Origin of the sequence: Nonomuraea sp. NPDC050540 (assembly GCF_044457485.1) — a bacterium.
Taxonomy (GTDB): Bacteria; Actinomycetota; Actinomycetes; order Streptosporangiales; family Streptosporangiaceae; genus Nonomuraea.
The window spans coordinates 238017-251607 of sequence record NZ_JBITHA010000017.1 but is presented as its reverse complement, the minus strand read 5'-3'; the positions used below and the strand labels follow the sequence as shown (position 1 = coordinate 251607).

Here is a 13591-nt window from a genome sequence, read left to right as displayed (position 1 = left end):
CCCGGGGCGCCGTCACTCCCGCGGGCGGTTCAGCGCGGAGTGGCGGTAGCTGTAGGCCGCGTAGATGACCAGGCCGATCGCGAACCAGATCGCGAAGCGCAGCCAGGTCGCCGGGCTCAGGAAGGTGATCAGCCACACCGAGAAGATGACGCCGATGGCCGGGACCACCGGCATGCCCGGCGTCCGGAAGGTACGCGGCAGGTCCGGCTGCCGGTACCGCAGGACGATGACGGCCACGCACACCACGACGAAGGCCAGCAGGATGCCGATGTTGGTCAGCTCGGCCGCCTCGCGAATCGGCAGGAACCCGGCGATGAGGGCCGAGACGATGCCGACGATCCAGGTGATACGGCTCGGCACCCGGCGCACCGGGTGGACCCTGGCGAACCAGCGCGGCAGCAACCCGTCACGGCTCATCGCGAACCACACGCGGGTGACGCCGAGCATGAAGGTGAACATGACGGTGAGGATGCCGATGATCGCGCCGACCGCGATGACGCCCGCGAGCTTGGACAGCCCGACCGCGGCGAAGGCCGAGGAGAACCCGCTCTCGGGGTCGATGTCCTGGTAGTTCTGCATGCCGGTCAGGACCAGCGTGGCCAGGACGTACAGCACCATCGAGATGGCCAGCGAGTAGATGATCGCCTTGGGCATGTGGCGCTGGGCGTCCTTGGACTCCTCTGCGGCCGTGCTCATCGCGTCGTAGCCGAAGACGGCGAAGAAGACGGTCGCCGCGCCGGTGATCGCGCCGGTCACGCCGAACGGGAAGAAGGGGGTGTAGTTGGCCGGGTTGATGAAGAAGAAGCCGACCACGATCACCATCAGCACGACGGCGACCTTCAGCACGACGACGAAGGTCTCGAACCGTGCGGCCGCCTTGATGCCGAGGTTCAGCAGGAACGCGATGAGCAGGCACAACACCACCGCGAACAGGTCGACGACCCGGCCGGGCCCGGTGCCGGGCGCGCCCAGCATCCATTCCGGCAGATCGAGGCCGAGGTTGCCGACCAGGAACCCGAAGTAGCCGGAGATGCCGATCCCCACGACCGCGACGATGGCGGTGTACTCCAGCAGCAGGTCCCAGCCGATCAACCACCCCGCCAGCTCACCCAGGACGGCGTAGCCGTAGGTATAGGCCGAGCCCGCTTTCGGGATGAGCCCGGCGAACTCCGCGTAGGAGAACGCCGCGGCCGCGCTGGCCACACCGGCGATGAGGAAGGAGATGAGCACGGCGGGCCCGGCGGTCTGGTTGGCGACCGCGCCGGCGAGGGCGAAGATCCCCGCGCCGATGATGCCGCCGATGCCGATCGCGGTGAGCTGCCACAGGCCGAGCACCCGTGTCAGTTCCCCTTCGTGCTCGCTGGCGATCTGCTCCACCGGCTTGCGCCGGAACACTCCCGAGCCGCCTCCGAACGAAGCCATCGTCTCGCCTCCCTGGTCACGACGCTGTCACCGGCGAGGGGGATGGCTAGAAACGTACCCGTTTTCGCGAAGAATCAGACCGAAGCGTGGACGGAGCCGCGACCAGGCCGGACCCAGTCGCGGTTCTCGCGCAGGACCGTGAATCCGGCCGATCGGTAGAGCGCCACCGCGGCGTGGTTCGAGGACGGCGTCAGGACGGCGACCGCGCTCGCGCCCCGCTCGACGAGGGCCGCGCACGTGCCCTGGACGGCATCGCGCCCGTAGCCGTTCCCGCGATGGCCGGGAACGGTGCCGACCGGTTCGAGCAGCCCGCACCTGCCCACGCCGGCGAACCATCCGGTCGCGGCCGCGGCGGGCTCGCCCGCGGGCGTGCGCACCAGCCTCTCCACGGCCAGCCCGCCCGCGGGCGAGCGCTTCATCGCGTGCCAGCCCTCGATGGTGAACGTGGATCCCGCGAACGCGGAGCGCTGCACCAGCACGCGGTCGGCCGCGTCGGCGTCCGCGACCGGCCGGGCCCGGCCGCGCACCGGCCGCGGAGTCCACGACATGACGACCCAGCTCTCCCCCTCGCGTTCCCACCCGGGCACGGGCAGTCCGTCGGACCAGTCGTTGCCGGGTTCGAGCAGGTCCCCGGCGTCGGCCGCGAGCGCGCCGAGATCGGCGCCGGGCGCGGCGGTCACGCGCAGCACGGGGCCGTCGAGGAATCCGGCCGCCACCGGCGCCGCCCCGTCCGTCCAGAGGAAGACGGCCGCGTCGGCCACCCGCAGGTACCAGCCCACGTCTCCGGGATGGAGGCCGCCGGCCGGGGCGTCGGCCGGCGTCCATGCCGACAGCGCGTGGAGCGCCGGGCCGGTCTCGGCAGGGGTCAGGCGGCGTCGAGCGAGTGAGATCACGGACGGCAGGGTAGCCAGCGCGCTCCCGGTGACTCAAAGGCTTTTCACCGCAGCGCGTCCGCCGGTTCCATGCGGGCCGCGCGCAGCGCCGGATACAGGCCCGCCAGCAGCCCGACCAGCGCGCCGGCCACGGGTGCGGCCAGCGCCAGCCGTACGTCGAGGACCGGGGTCCACTGGCGCACGGCGGCCACCGCGACCACCGTCACCATGCCCACGCTGGCCCCGATCACCCCGCCGGTCAGGCCGATCAGGCTGGACTCCATCAGGAACTGGGCGGCGATGTGGCGGCGGGCCGCTCCCAGGGCGCGGCGCAGGCCGATCTCGGCGACCCGTTCCATGACGGTGACCAGCGTGACGTTGGCGATGCCCACCGCGCCGACGACCAGGGAGACCAGGCCGAGGATGAGGAACAGGCCGTTGACGTCGTCCTGGGCGCCGTCGCGCGCCCGTTTGGGGCTCGGCGGCGCGATCACCTGCAGCTCGGCGCTGCGGTTGGGGCTCAGCGCGAGCGGCGCCTGGCGGGCGATGAGCTCGGCGGCGCCCAGCTGGGTGGCGACCAGGACGCGGGTGACGTCCTTGAGCCCGATGTCGGGGCCCAGCGTGGGCGGGACGAGCACCGCGCTGGCCAGGATCTGCTCGCGCCGCAGGCCGCCGATGATGCCGATGACGGTGTAGGCGCGCTCCTTGATGAACACGGCGGGCGCGTGTTCCAGGCTGGTGATGCCGAGCATGGCGGCGGCCTGCTCCCCCAGCACGACGACCCGGTCGCGGCGGGTGACGTGGCCGGCGTCGTAGTAGCGCCCGGCCAGCATCCGGCCGAGGGTCGTCTGCGGCAGGTCGGGGGTGGCCGCGACCACCGCGAGGGTCTGCCCGGACACCCGGGTGGGGTCGAGCAGGTTGTTGGCGGTCACGACGAGGTTGGAGCTCGTGTCGCTCTGCGCCAGCGCCGTCGCCGAGGTCACGCCGCGCAGGAGACGCAGCTCCTTGGCCGCGTCCCAGGTCACGATGGGGTTGTGGCCGCCGCGGGGCACCTCGACGGTGACGCTGGTGGCCAGCAGCTCGTCGAACCGGCCGACGATCTGGTTGCCCGCGGTGGCGGCGATGCCCAGGGTGACCACCAGCGTGCCGATGCCCAGGACGGTGCCGAGGGTGGTCAGGGCCGAGCGCACCGGACGGGCGAGCATCCCCGCCATGGACTCGGCCCACAGGTCACGGAGCTTCACTGAGCACCCCGTCCGCGATACGGACCCGGCGTTTGGCGCGCGCGCTCACCCCGTCCTCGTGCGTGATCACCAGGATGGTCAGCCCGTCGGCGCGCAGGCCGTCGAACAGGTCGAGGATGGCCTCGGTGTTGCGGCTGTCGAGGTTGCCGGTCGGCTCGTCGCACAGCAGCAGGGCGGGCCTGGCCATCAGGGCGCGGGCGATGGCCACGCGCTGGCGTTCGCCGCCCGACAGGCGATCGGGCAGGAAGCGGATGCGATGGCTCATGCCCACCTGCTCCAGCGCCTGTTCGGCGCGGGTCCGGCGGCCGGAGCGGGGGTGCGGGCCGTACACCTCGGCGAGCATCACGTTCTCCACGACCGTCCGGTGGGACAGCAGGTGGAAGGACTGGAAGACGAAACCGATGCGGGTGCCCCGCAGCCGGGTCCGCCCGCCGTCGCGCAGCGCCGTGGTCTCGACCCCGTCCAGCCGGTACGTGCCGGAGGTCGGCCGGTCGAGCAGGCCGAGAATGTTGAGCAGGGTGGACTTGCCGGACCCGGACGGCCCGACGATGGCCATGTAGTCACCCTGCTCGACGCGCAGGTCCACGTCGGCCAGCGCGCGTACCGGCGGGTCGGAAGGGAAGTCCCGGCAGACGCCGGCCAGCTCGATGACGGGCTCAAGCATCGCTCACCACGACCCGATCGCCCTCCTTCAGCTCGCCCGCGCGCACCGGCGTCACCTTCACCACGCCGTCGGCGGTCAGGCCCGTCCGCACCTCGACCTCGCGGGTACGGTCGCCGTCCAGCGCGACCCTCACCCGGGGCCGGCCGTCGGCGGAGGTGATGACGGCGGCCACGGGGACCGCCAGCACCTCGCCCTCGGTCGAGCCGACCGAGATCCGCACGGTCATGGGCGAGCCGACCAGCGACTTGAGCTTCTTGGCCGAGCCGGGCGTGAGCAGGACGGGCACCGAACCGGACTCCTGTTCCTCGCCCTTCGGCTTGTCCGCTCCCGCCTTGGCGTCCTCCCCCACCGCGCTCAGCGTGGCGGGCAGCTGCGTTCCGTCCATGGTCTCCATCGAGGCCTCCTGGCCGGGGCGCAGCAGCTTGGCCTCCTTGGCCTCGACCGACCCGCTGACCGCGAAGGCCGAACTGGTCACGGTCGCGACCTTGCCCTCGATGGTGTCGCCCGGCTTGACCTCGGCCTTGTCGATGCGGGCGGGCAGCTTCGGCAGGAAGACGATCTCACCGGCCGGGACGCTGACCCCGTAGGTCTTGCGGAACTCGGCCAGCAAGGTCTGGGCGTCGGCCAGGTTCGCGACGCTGTGGGTGACCTTCGCCCGCAGCGGCGAGACCTTCCTGGCCCGCTTCAGCGCCTGGTCGGCGGTGGCCTCGGCCTCCTTCGCCGTGCGCACCGCCTTGCGCAGGTCCTCCAGCCGCTTGTCCCGGTCGGCGCGGACCTGCTCCTCGTAGGCGGCCACCGCCCGGTGGGCCTCGTCGAGGTCCTGCCGGGCGTTGTCCAGCTTCATCTCCAGCAGGCTCGTGTCCACCGCGCTGGGGGTGGGCGCCGGTGTGCCGGTCGGCGTCGGCGCCGGCTTCCTGGCCTCCGCCAGCGCCTGCTCGGCCGCGAGCACCTGCTCCTCGGCAGCGCGTACGGCACGGCGCAGCGCGGCCAGCTGGGTCTCCTGCTCCGGCGTGACCTCCGGCGCCTCGGCCAGCGCCTTCTGCGCCGACTTCAGGTCCCGGCGGGCGTTGTCGTGGCGCAGCCGCAGCGGCCGCACGTCCAGGCCCTCGTCCAGCGCCTTGCGGTCGGCGGCCAGGGTCTCCTGCGCGGTCTGTACGGCCTGGCGGAGCTGCTGCAGGCTCTTACGCGCTTCCAGGTCGGGTTCCTGGGCCTTGTAGCCGCGTTTGGCGTACCAGCGTTTCACCGCCGCCACCGTGGCCGCGTCGAAGACGCCGCTGGCCCGGACCCGCAGCGCGCGCTGGAGCTGTTTGACGTCGTCGCCCTCGGTGCCGGGCACGAGCGGGCGGTACATCGGCTTCTTACCCTGCAGCGCGAACACCGGCCGGCCGTTGACCTGCATCAGCGTCTGGCCCGCGCGGATCGGGCCGGGTTTGGGCGCCGTGGTGACGCGCTGGGCGGCGCCGTTCGCCCCGCCGCCCGGACCGGCCCCGGCGCCCCCGCTGTTCCCGCCGACCATCCCGGCCAGGGTGATCGGCAGCGGCGAGCCGTACGTCAGCGTGCCGCTGACCGTCACCGTGCTCGTGAGCTTGCGGCGCTCGACCGCCGAGGTGACCAGGGAGGGTTTGGGCGGGCGGCGCGAGGCGGCCTCCTCGGCCGGGGACCGCAGCCGGGAGCCGACGACCCAGCCGACCGCGGCGATCACCAGCACCCCCGCCACGACCAGGGCGAGCACTCTGGATCTGCGCACGCTAGCTCGCAACCGTCGCCATCATCATGCCCACGCCGGGCAGGAACTGGGCCTTCTCGTAGACCCCGTTCGCCTTGGGCCGGTAGGCGGCGTAGAAGTCCTTGCCGCACTCCAGGTCCTCCAGGGAGGCCTTGATCTCGCGCTGCAGCAGGGGCCGCGCCTGGTCGGCGGTGGGCGTCTTGCCCTGGCCGAGCTTGCCGAACTCCTGCATGAACGGTTCCTCGGTGCTGCGCGCGATGTCCGAGGGGCGTTGCGAGGAGGTCCGGTAGCCCTTGCCCTTCAGGCAGTCGGCGAACGCGCCGGCCAGCTCCACCAGCTTGGGGTCGCCGTCGATCTCACGGGCGATGATCTGCTTCAGCATCTCGCCCTGGGCCTTGGAGACCTCCTCCATCGACTTCATGTTCTTGCCGGTGACCTTGTTGATCATCACCAGCGTGCAGGAGCCCATCGCGTCGAAGTAGGCGTCCCGCTGCGCCTTCGGCAGCCCGGCGATGACCTTTCCGTTGGGGTCGTCGCCGGCTCCGTCCATCTCCTTCGTCCGCATCGCCATCCGGCCGACGCCGTCGTTGGGGTAGACGAAGGAGGCGGCGAAGCCGAACCCGTACTTTTCACGATATTTCCGCATGCCCTGGTAGTCGCCGGACATTTCCTGCTTGATGGCGTCCGGCAGCTTCGGCGTGGTCACGACCGGGTGATAGGTGAACCCCTTGCCCTTCATACAGGTGGCCAGTTGGGCCTGGTGCTGGCGCTGCTTGCCTGCGGGGTCCGCGGAGGGTGAGGCGGCCGCCCCGGTCTCACCGGAGGTAGAGCATCCGGCAAGGGCCGCCAGCAGGGCCGCAACAATCATGAGCGGCGCTCGGGAGTTGGTCATGGGACTTCACTGTCGCCAGTACAAGCTGAAGCGAACCTGAACGCGCCTGAAGCGCGCTGCTCCCGCCGGCGATCATCACACGGACCCCTGCGGCGCCCGCCCGCGCACGGTCTCCGGCTGCCCCTCGAACAGCTCGTGCGGCCTCCGCACGAGAGGCGAGGGCTACCGGCCCCGGTCCGGGCCACCGAAAGGGCGGTCCCGTCGATCCACGCCACCGGCGGCCTGGTGACGGCTCCCGGCCGGTGGCGCGCTCGCGCGGGCCCGTGAGAGCGGCCCGCCCCCGCCCGGAGCGCGCCGGGCGGGGGTGGTGGCGGTGGCGGTCAGCGGAGGTCGCGGATGAGGGTGCCGATGATGGAGTCGACCTTGTCGGAGTTGAACGAGTCCGAGCCGATCAGCAGGGTGACGGCCCGCCGCCCGTCGTCCGTGACGGCGTTCCTGAACTTGTGTCCGCTGGCCATACTTCCGCTGTGTCCCCACGTGACCAGGCCGGGGGCGTGCTGGTAGCCCTCGACGCCCAGGCCGTAGTCCTGGCCGAAGTCGTCCTTGATGGTCTTCTTCATCTCGGCGAGCTGGGCCGGGGCCAGCAGCTTGCCGGTCATCAGCGCGCTCCAGAAGGCGGTCGTGTCGGCGCCGGTCGAGATCAGCGCGCCCGACGCGTCGGCCTCGGAGGTGTTCCACTCCGTCTTGTCCACCAGCTTCCCGCCCTCCTTGATGTAACCCCGCAGGTCGGGCTTGGGGAGGGTGGTCCGGTCGCCGGGCCAGGAGGTTTCGCGCAGCCCGAGCGGCTTGATGATGCGCCGCCTGATCTCATCGCCGATGCCGCGGCCGGTGATCTTCGTGACGATCAGCCCGGCCAGGTTGTAGTTGGTGTTGGAGTAGGCGAAGCCCGACGGGGTCCTCTCTGGCGGGGGCAGGGGCAGCGCCTGCTCCACCGTCTGCAGGGGCTCGATGTGGTCCCAGCGGTGCTCCTCCTCGTCCTCCCAGAACGGCGCGGCCAGGTAGTCGGGCAGGCCGCTGGTGTGCTGCAGGAGCTGGCGGATCGTGATCTCGCGGCCGTCGTAGTCCTTGGTGCGGATGAGGCCGGGCAGATGGCGCTCGACGGTGTCGTCCAGCTTGAGTCTGCCCTCGCCGGCGAGCTGCAGCACGACCGTGGCCGTCCAGGTCTTGGTGTCGCTGCCGATGCGGCTGTGCTCGTCGCCGGTGACCTTGCGGCCGGTCCTGCGGTCGGCGAGGCCGACGCCGCCGGTCCAGACGCCGCAGCGCGGGCTTTTCACCGTGACCGCGATCCCCGCCCCGACCCTCTCCAGCGCCTTCAGCGCCGTCCAAATGGGCTGGGTGTCGCACCGTGACGTCACGGCCGACGCGGCGGACGGCGCGGCCACCAGGGAGGCCGTGACCACGAAGGCCACGAGAACACCTCGCATATTGTCTCCTTTGACGATACTCCCGCATAAGGCGGATACCCACGGCACGTGCATGCAGCCAGCGTCGCCGCTGACCTGACCGTCCGCATTCGGTGCCCGTCCAGACATTCCGTGCATGCTTTGTACGGCCGGCCAAAGAGGTGAGGATGCTCGGCACCGGAGTACCCGATCTCGCCCAAGTCCTGGACGCGCTGGGCTCGTCGCTGCTGCGCCCGCTGACCGTACTGCCGGAAGGGCCGGTACCGGTCTCCGGCGTGCTCATCTTCGAGCCGCGCGCCCCGCTGCCGTCCGTCAGGGACGCGATCCTGCTGGCCGTCGGCGTGAGCACGGGCGGAACGCGGGCGATGGAGCTCGTGGACGCGGCGGCCGGCATTGGCTACGCCTGCCTGGTGGTGAAGAGTTTCGGCGAACCGGCCGCCGAGCTGGCCGAAGCCGCGCAGCGGTCGGGAGTTGTCCTGCTCGCCGCCGACGAGGCGGTCGCCTGGCATCACCTGGACGCCATGATCTCCACGGCCCTCGCCTTCACGGTCCGCTTCGAGCAGGCCGCGGGAGCGCCGGCGGTCGGCGATCTGTTCGCCCTGGCCAACGCGATCGCGGGGATGGTCGGCGGCGCCACCGTGATCGAGGATCCGCACCGGCGCATCCTCGCGTACTCGACCCTGCCGGGGCAGGCCATCGACGAGGGCCGCCGCCAGGGCATCCTCGGCCTGCAGGTGCCGGACGGCCCGGACTACGACGAGGTGTACCGCGCGCTGGTCAAGGCGGGGTGTACCTGCCGGTTCCCGGCGTTTCGCGGCGGGCTGCCCCGCCTGGGTGTCGTGGTCCGCGCGGGCAGCGAGGAACTGGGCTCGATCTGGGTCGTCGACGCGGAAGGCTCGCTGGACGCCGCCGCCGAACAGGCGCTGTCCGATGTGGCCGACATCGTCTCGCTGCACCTGCTCGCGGCGCGTACCGCCGACGACGCCGTGCGGCGCAGGCGCGCGGACCTGCTGCGGCGGCTGCTGGCCGACCCGAGCAGCGTCACCGCGGTCGCGCCGCAGCTCGGCCTGGACCCGAACCTGCCGGTCGCGGTGGCCGCGTTCGCCGTCGTGTCGAGCAAGGCCGACGACGTTCTGGCGGCGCACGCGGCCACCCGGCTCGCCGACCTGGTGAGCCTGCACTGCGAGGCCCACTACGGCAGGCACGGCTGCGCTCTGATCGACGGCACGGTCTACGCGCTGCTGCCGAGCGGGCCGTCGCCGAAGGCGCACCACGAGCTCGTCGCCGACATCGCCCGGCGGGCCCACGGCGCGCTGCGGGTGCCGATCCAGGCCGGGCTCGGCTCGCGCGTGCCGGGGCTGCGCTCGATCGCGAGCTCACGCGCCGACGCGGATCTCGTCCTGCGCGCCCTGACCGACCGGCCGGGCGAGCACCGGCCGTGCCAGGTCGCCACGATCGACGAGGTGTGGGCGGGCGCGACGCTGTCCGCGCTGGCCCAGATCCTGGCCGCGCACGACGCGCTGCCCCGCAGCCTCGGGCCGGCGGTCCGCGCCCACGATCTCGAGCACGGCACCACCTACGCCGACACCCTCCTCGCCTACCTGGGCGCCGACGGCGACTTCGCCGCCGCCTCCCAGCGGCTGTCGGTGCACCCGAACACGATCCGCTACCGGCTCTCGCGCGCCGAGGAGATCTTCGGCTTCGACCTCGCCGACCCGGACGAACGTCTCGTACTGTGGCTGCGGTTGCGGCTGGGCGACCAGGTCGGCTGGTAGGGGGTGCGACCCATGACGAACGAGCTCAGCGTCCGCGTGACGACCTTGTCTCGCGGCGTCGTCATCCACCTGTCCGGGCCACTGACCAGCGGCGCGCCGGGACATCCGCCTGATCATGGCGGCCACCGGACCGCCGATCGCGCAGGCCGCGGAACGGCCTGCGGGAGGCCGTGGACGAGCTCGAAGGTTGACTCGCGACCAGGGACCCCCGTTAACCGCTTTTTACCGCAGGCAGCCCAAGGGCCTGATACAGTCGTGGGCAGTTGCAGTTGTGGTACCCCATACAAACTTTTGGTGCACCTGGCGATCGTGATGGGTCAGGTGCGTTTTTTGTTGCCGGTCATCTCCGGATGGGCACATCGCGGCAACTCGGAATCCGTAGGTACGGATGCCGGTTCTGCACACCTATCAAAGGGAGATAGACATGGCCGTCGGAACTGTCAAGTGGTTCAACGCGGACAAGGGCTTCGGCTTCATCGAGCACGAGGGCGGTCCGGACGTCTTCGCGCACTACTCGCAGATCGTCTCTCAGGGCGGCTTCCGCGAGCTGCGTGAGGGCCAGAAGGTGTCGTTCGACATCACCCAGGGCCAGAAGGGCCCGCAGGCGGAGAACATCGTTCCCGCCTAGTCTGTACGCGTGAAGGCCGAGGCTCGCACCCGATGGGTGCGGGCCTCGGCTCGTTTCTCCCCCTTGACCGCGGGGAAGAGCATGATCCCGGCCACGACCAGCGCCGCTCCGGCCACGTGCCAGACGGTGAGCGCCTCGCCCAGGAACGCCACCGCCGTCATGACGCCGATCACCGGGACCATGTTGAGGATCACGCCCGCCGTACCGGCGGGAATGTGCCTGATCGCGTGGTTGTAGAGCACGAAGCCGAGCGCGAAGCAGACCCCGCCCACGAAGATCGCGGCCAGCCAGTACGGCGCGGCCACGCCGGTCGGCAGCGGCTCCCTGCCGCTCATCCACGGCCAGAGCGCCAGCGGCAGCACGAGCGCCGTGGCGTAGGTGAACTGGTAGGTCGTCATCGTGAGCGCGTCCACGCCCGGAGCGGTCCTGGCGGCGAGCGTGACGTAGACGGCCGCGGCCAGCGAGCCGCCGAGCACGATCAGGTCGCCGGCGTTGAAGCCGCTCCCGAATCCGTTCCCGAAGCTGCCGCCGTCGAGCACCAGAACACCGAGCAGCGCCAGCACCAGACCGAGCACGGACCTGCTGCGGATGCGCTCCTTCAGGAACATCGCCGCCAGCACCAGGACGAAGGCGGACTCGGTCGCCCCGAGCAGCGAGGCGTTCGTCGCCGTCGTGAAGGTCAGGCCCAGCGTCAGGCCGCCGTAGGCGAGCGCGGGCTCGAACAGGCCGAGCAGCGCGAACCGCCACGGACCGGGCGCCCCGTCGCGCCGGCCGCGCAGCAGCAGGACCGCCCAGAGCACGGCGGTCGCGGCGGCGAGCTTGACGACCAGCAGGGTGAGCGGGCCGAAGCCGTCCAGGGCGTATTTGGTGGCCGTCGTCGCGGCGCCCCAGCCCACCGCGGCGACGATCAGGAGCACGCGGTTCATGACACCGACCGTTCTACGGGGCAGTCGTCCTGCGGGCAGGCGACGTAGTCGCAGAGGCGGCAGATGCGGTCCGCGCGCTCGCGGCTGACGGCCAGGGTGGCCAGCACCTGTTCGACGAGGCCGGTCAGCTGCCGCGCCTGCTCGTCGGTGAGCGTTTCGAGCGCCCTTCGCAGTACGGCCCGCCGCCCGGCCACGATCGCCGTGGCCATCTCGGCGCCGCGCTCGGTCAGCCACAGCGACACGCTGCGCCGGTCACGCCCCGGGCGCCGTTCGACCAGGCCTTCGGCGGCCAGCCGGTCGACCAGGCGGACCGTCCCCGAGCCGGTGATGCCGAGCACCCGGCTCAGCTCGTCGATGTGCTCGCCCGGCACGGCCAGGATCGTGGCCAGGGCCGAGGCCCCGGTGGCGCCCTGGGCGGTGACGCGCCGCGTGGCCTCGTCCAGTTCGTCGGCGAGCCCGACGACCAGAGCGCTGACGAGGTTCGCTGATCTGTCGTCCATGTCGTCCATGCCGTCCATAATAGCTGACTGAGTCAGTCATATAAAGGTTTCAGGGGTGGCTGGCCGGAGCCGGTGATCGTATCGTCTGGAGAGATTCCCGACGTGAGGATCTTCGGATGCCCCGACCACGCACCGTCCTGGCCTTGTTCGCCCTCGTCGCGCCCCTCCTGTACGGCGGGCCCGCCCAAGCCGAGACCGACCAGCCGTTACCCTCGGCGATCTTCCGCGCCACGCACAACAGCTACTCGGGCGACATCGGCGGCGCCAGGAAGTCGATCCCCCACCAGCTCGACCGCGGCATACGCTTCATCGAACTCGACATCCACGACAACGGCTACGCCACCTCCCGCGACTACGCCGTCGGCCACGACTCCCCCGGCGACGAGGTCGACCACCAGGCGGGCAACCCCGGCTCCAACAACCTGCGCGACTGGCTCACCGTGATCAACAACTGGTCCGCGCAGCACCCGGAGGCCGCGCCGATCGTCGTCGCCCTGGACGTCAAGGACAACCTGACGGACAACGGCTCCTACGCCGCGGGCAACCTGGCCGCGCTCAACGACGAGCTCACCTCCGTCTTCGGCGCGCGCCTGCTGCAGGCCAAGGACTACCCCGCGCAGCCGCCCACGGTCGACGCGCTGCGCGGCCGGGTACTCCCGGTGATCTCCGGCGACGGCGGCACCCGGGCCCAGTACAAGCGGGACGTCGGCCACAACCCGGCCGTCGCGATCAACGGCCGCGGGCAGGTCGTCGAGGTGCACGACTCGGGTTCCGGCGACCTCTGGTACTGGTCCGGCGTGTACGGCGCCGACGGCCGCGTCACCTGGCTGCGCCACGGCAGGTACGACACCGGCGTGACCCCGGCCGTCACCCTGAACGACAACGGCGACCTGGTCGAGGTCCACCAGTCGCAGAACGCGACCACGCTCTGGTACCGCGTGGGCCGCCTCGCCGCCGACGGCGAGATCACCTGGTCGGCCTCGAACCGCTACGACAACGGCGTCCTGCCGACGGTCAGGTTCACCGACCCGGCGGGCACCCGGTTGCGCGAGATCCACCGCAGCCAGGCGAACAGCCAGAACTGGACGTGGAACGGCGCCTTCGACGCCGGAGCCCGATCGGTCACCTGGAGCGCCAACGCCAGGACCTCCGACCCCCGCTACGACAAGAGCACCTCGGTCAGCGGCTCCTCCCGCGTGCGCGTGTGGACCGGCGCCGACGGACCGACACCGGCCCAGACCCTGCGCGTGGACACCGACCGGCACGCCGGCGCGCGCATCCGTTACCAGCAGACCGCCTTCATCGAGTTCCAGCAGGGCAACAGCGCCGAACTGCAGCAGGACGCGCTGTTCTACGCGGCGCCCGCGAGCGCCTCCGCGTTCATGGTCTCCTCCCGGCAGGCCGGGCGGCTGGTGCGCGGGTGGGGCTTCAACTCGGCGGGCAACGCGACCACGCCGCTGGCCGGCTATCCGGCGACGGATCACCCGGACGCCGCGTGGTACCAGGACCTCCTGACGAGGTCCGGCGCCGTGCGGTGAC

12 protein-coding genes are annotated in these 13591 nt (G+C 71.5%); 3 read left to right on the top strand and 9 right to left on the bottom strand.

Annotated features, from left to right (window positions below; all coding sequences use genetic code 11):
* Positions 1-12: 12 nt before the first annotated feature.
* The 7 genes from ACIBI5_RS42565 to ACIBI5_RS42535 form a co-directional block, all read right to left on the bottom strand.
* Positions 13-1422, bottom strand: coding sequence for an amino acid permease (locus ACIBI5_RS42565; protein ID WP_397255693.1), 1410 nt, complete (start codon positions 1420-1422; stop codon positions 13-15).
* 74 nt (positions 1423-1496) lie between these two features.
* Entirely contained in the window at positions 1497-2315 is an 819-nt protein-coding gene (locus ACIBI5_RS42560; protein WP_397255691.1) for a GNAT family N-acetyltransferase, read from the bottom strand.
* Positions 2316-2359: 44 nt separating this feature from the next.
* On the bottom strand, positions 2360-3538 hold the full coding sequence (locus tag ACIBI5_RS42555; RefSeq protein ID WP_397255689.1) for an ABC transporter permease: 1179 nt from the start codon (positions 3536-3538) through the stop codon (positions 2360-2362).
* A complete protein-coding gene (locus ACIBI5_RS42550; RefSeq protein WP_397255686.1) occupies positions 3525-4202 on the bottom strand; it encodes an ABC transporter ATP-binding protein in 678 nt (225 codons plus the stop codon). The genes ACIBI5_RS42555 and ACIBI5_RS42550 overlap by 14 nt, the downstream gene beginning before the upstream one ends.
* Positions 4195-5949 (bottom strand): peptidoglycan-binding protein, encoded by a 1755-nt coding sequence (locus tag ACIBI5_RS42545; RefSeq protein WP_397255684.1) that lies wholly within the window; start codon positions 5947-5949, stop codon positions 4195-4197. Before ACIBI5_RS42545 ends, ACIBI5_RS42550 begins: the two co-directional genes overlap by 8 nt.
* A 1-nt stretch (position 5950) precedes the next feature.
* A complete protein-coding gene (locus ACIBI5_RS42540) occupies positions 5951-6820 on the bottom strand; it encodes a hypothetical protein (protein ID WP_397255682.1) in 870 nt (289 codons plus the stop codon).
* Positions 6821-7140: 320 nt separating this feature from the next.
* A complete protein-coding gene (locus ACIBI5_RS42535; RefSeq protein WP_397255681.1) occupies positions 7141-8244 on the bottom strand; it encodes a serine hydrolase domain-containing protein in 1104 nt (367 codons plus the stop codon).
* 146 nt (positions 8245-8390) lie between these two features.
* Here ACIBI5_RS42535 and ACIBI5_RS42530 point away from each other — a divergent pair, with 146 nt between their 5' ends.
* Entirely contained in the window at positions 8391-9998 is a 1608-nt protein-coding gene (locus ACIBI5_RS42530) for a PucR family transcriptional regulator (protein WP_397255679.1), read from the top strand.
* A gap of 424 nt (positions 9999-10422) precedes the next feature.
* A complete protein-coding gene (locus ACIBI5_RS42525; protein ID WP_184963150.1) occupies positions 10423-10626 on the top strand; it encodes a cold-shock protein in 204 nt (67 codons plus the stop codon).
* Here ACIBI5_RS42525 and ACIBI5_RS42520 read toward each other — a convergent pair.
* On the bottom strand, positions 10623-11552 hold the full coding sequence (locus tag ACIBI5_RS42520) for a DMT family transporter (protein ID WP_397255677.1): 930 nt from the start codon (positions 11550-11552) through the stop codon (positions 10623-10625). The two genes, ACIBI5_RS42525 and ACIBI5_RS42520, sit on opposite strands and share 4 nt — an antisense overlap.
* Positions 11549-12061, bottom strand: a complete 513-nt coding sequence (locus ACIBI5_RS42515; RefSeq protein WP_397255675.1) for a MarR family winged helix-turn-helix transcriptional regulator — start codon at positions 12059-12061, stop codon at positions 11549-11551. Before ACIBI5_RS42515 ends, ACIBI5_RS42520 begins: the two co-directional genes overlap by 4 nt.
* 107 nt (positions 12062-12168) lie before the next feature.
* On the opposite strand from ACIBI5_RS42515, the gene ACIBI5_RS42510 reads away from it, so the two are divergent.
* Positions 12169-13590: a hypothetical protein gene (locus tag ACIBI5_RS42510; protein WP_397255673.1), complete on the top strand. Its 1422-nt coding sequence runs from the start codon at positions 12169-12171 to the stop codon at positions 13588-13590.
* The last annotated feature ends 1 nt before the right edge of the window (position 13591 follow it).

Bases quoted from the DNA above. Each gene is read 5' to 3' on its own strand.
- ACIBI5_RS42540 (WP_397255682.1), bottom strand. From the start codon at position 6,820: ATGACCAACTCCCGAGCGCCGCTCATGATTGTTGCGGCCCTGCTGGCG.
- ACIBI5_RS42535 (WP_397255681.1), bottom strand. From the start codon at position 8,244: ATGCGAGGTGTTCTCGTGGCCTTCGTGGTCACGGCCTCCCTGGTGGCC.
- ACIBI5_RS42515 (WP_397255675.1), bottom strand. From the start codon at position 12,061: ATGGACGACATGGACGACAGATCAGCGAACCTCGTCAGCGCTCTGGTC.
- ACIBI5_RS42520 (WP_397255677.1), bottom strand. From the start codon at position 11,552: ATGAACCGCGTGCTCCTGATCGTCGCCGCGGTGGGCTGGGGCGCCGCG.
- ACIBI5_RS42525 (WP_184963150.1), top strand. From the start codon at position 10,423: ATGGCCGTCGGAACTGTCAAGTGGTTCAACGCGGACAAGGGCTTCGGC.
- ACIBI5_RS42530 (WP_397255679.1), top strand. From the start codon at position 8,391: ATGCTCGGCACCGGAGTACCCGATCTCGCCCAAGTCCTGGACGCGCTG.
- ACIBI5_RS42510 (WP_397255673.1), top strand. From the start codon at position 12,169: ATGCCCCGACCACGCACCGTCCTGGCCTTGTTCGCCCTCGTCGCGCCC.
- ACIBI5_RS42550 (WP_397255686.1), bottom strand. From the start codon at position 4,202: ATGCTTGAGCCCGTCATCGAGCTGGCCGGCGTCTGCCGGGACTTCCCT.
- ACIBI5_RS42565 (WP_397255693.1), bottom strand. From the start codon at position 1,422: ATGGCTTCGTTCGGAGGCGGCTCGGGAGTGTTCCGGCGCAAGCCGGTG.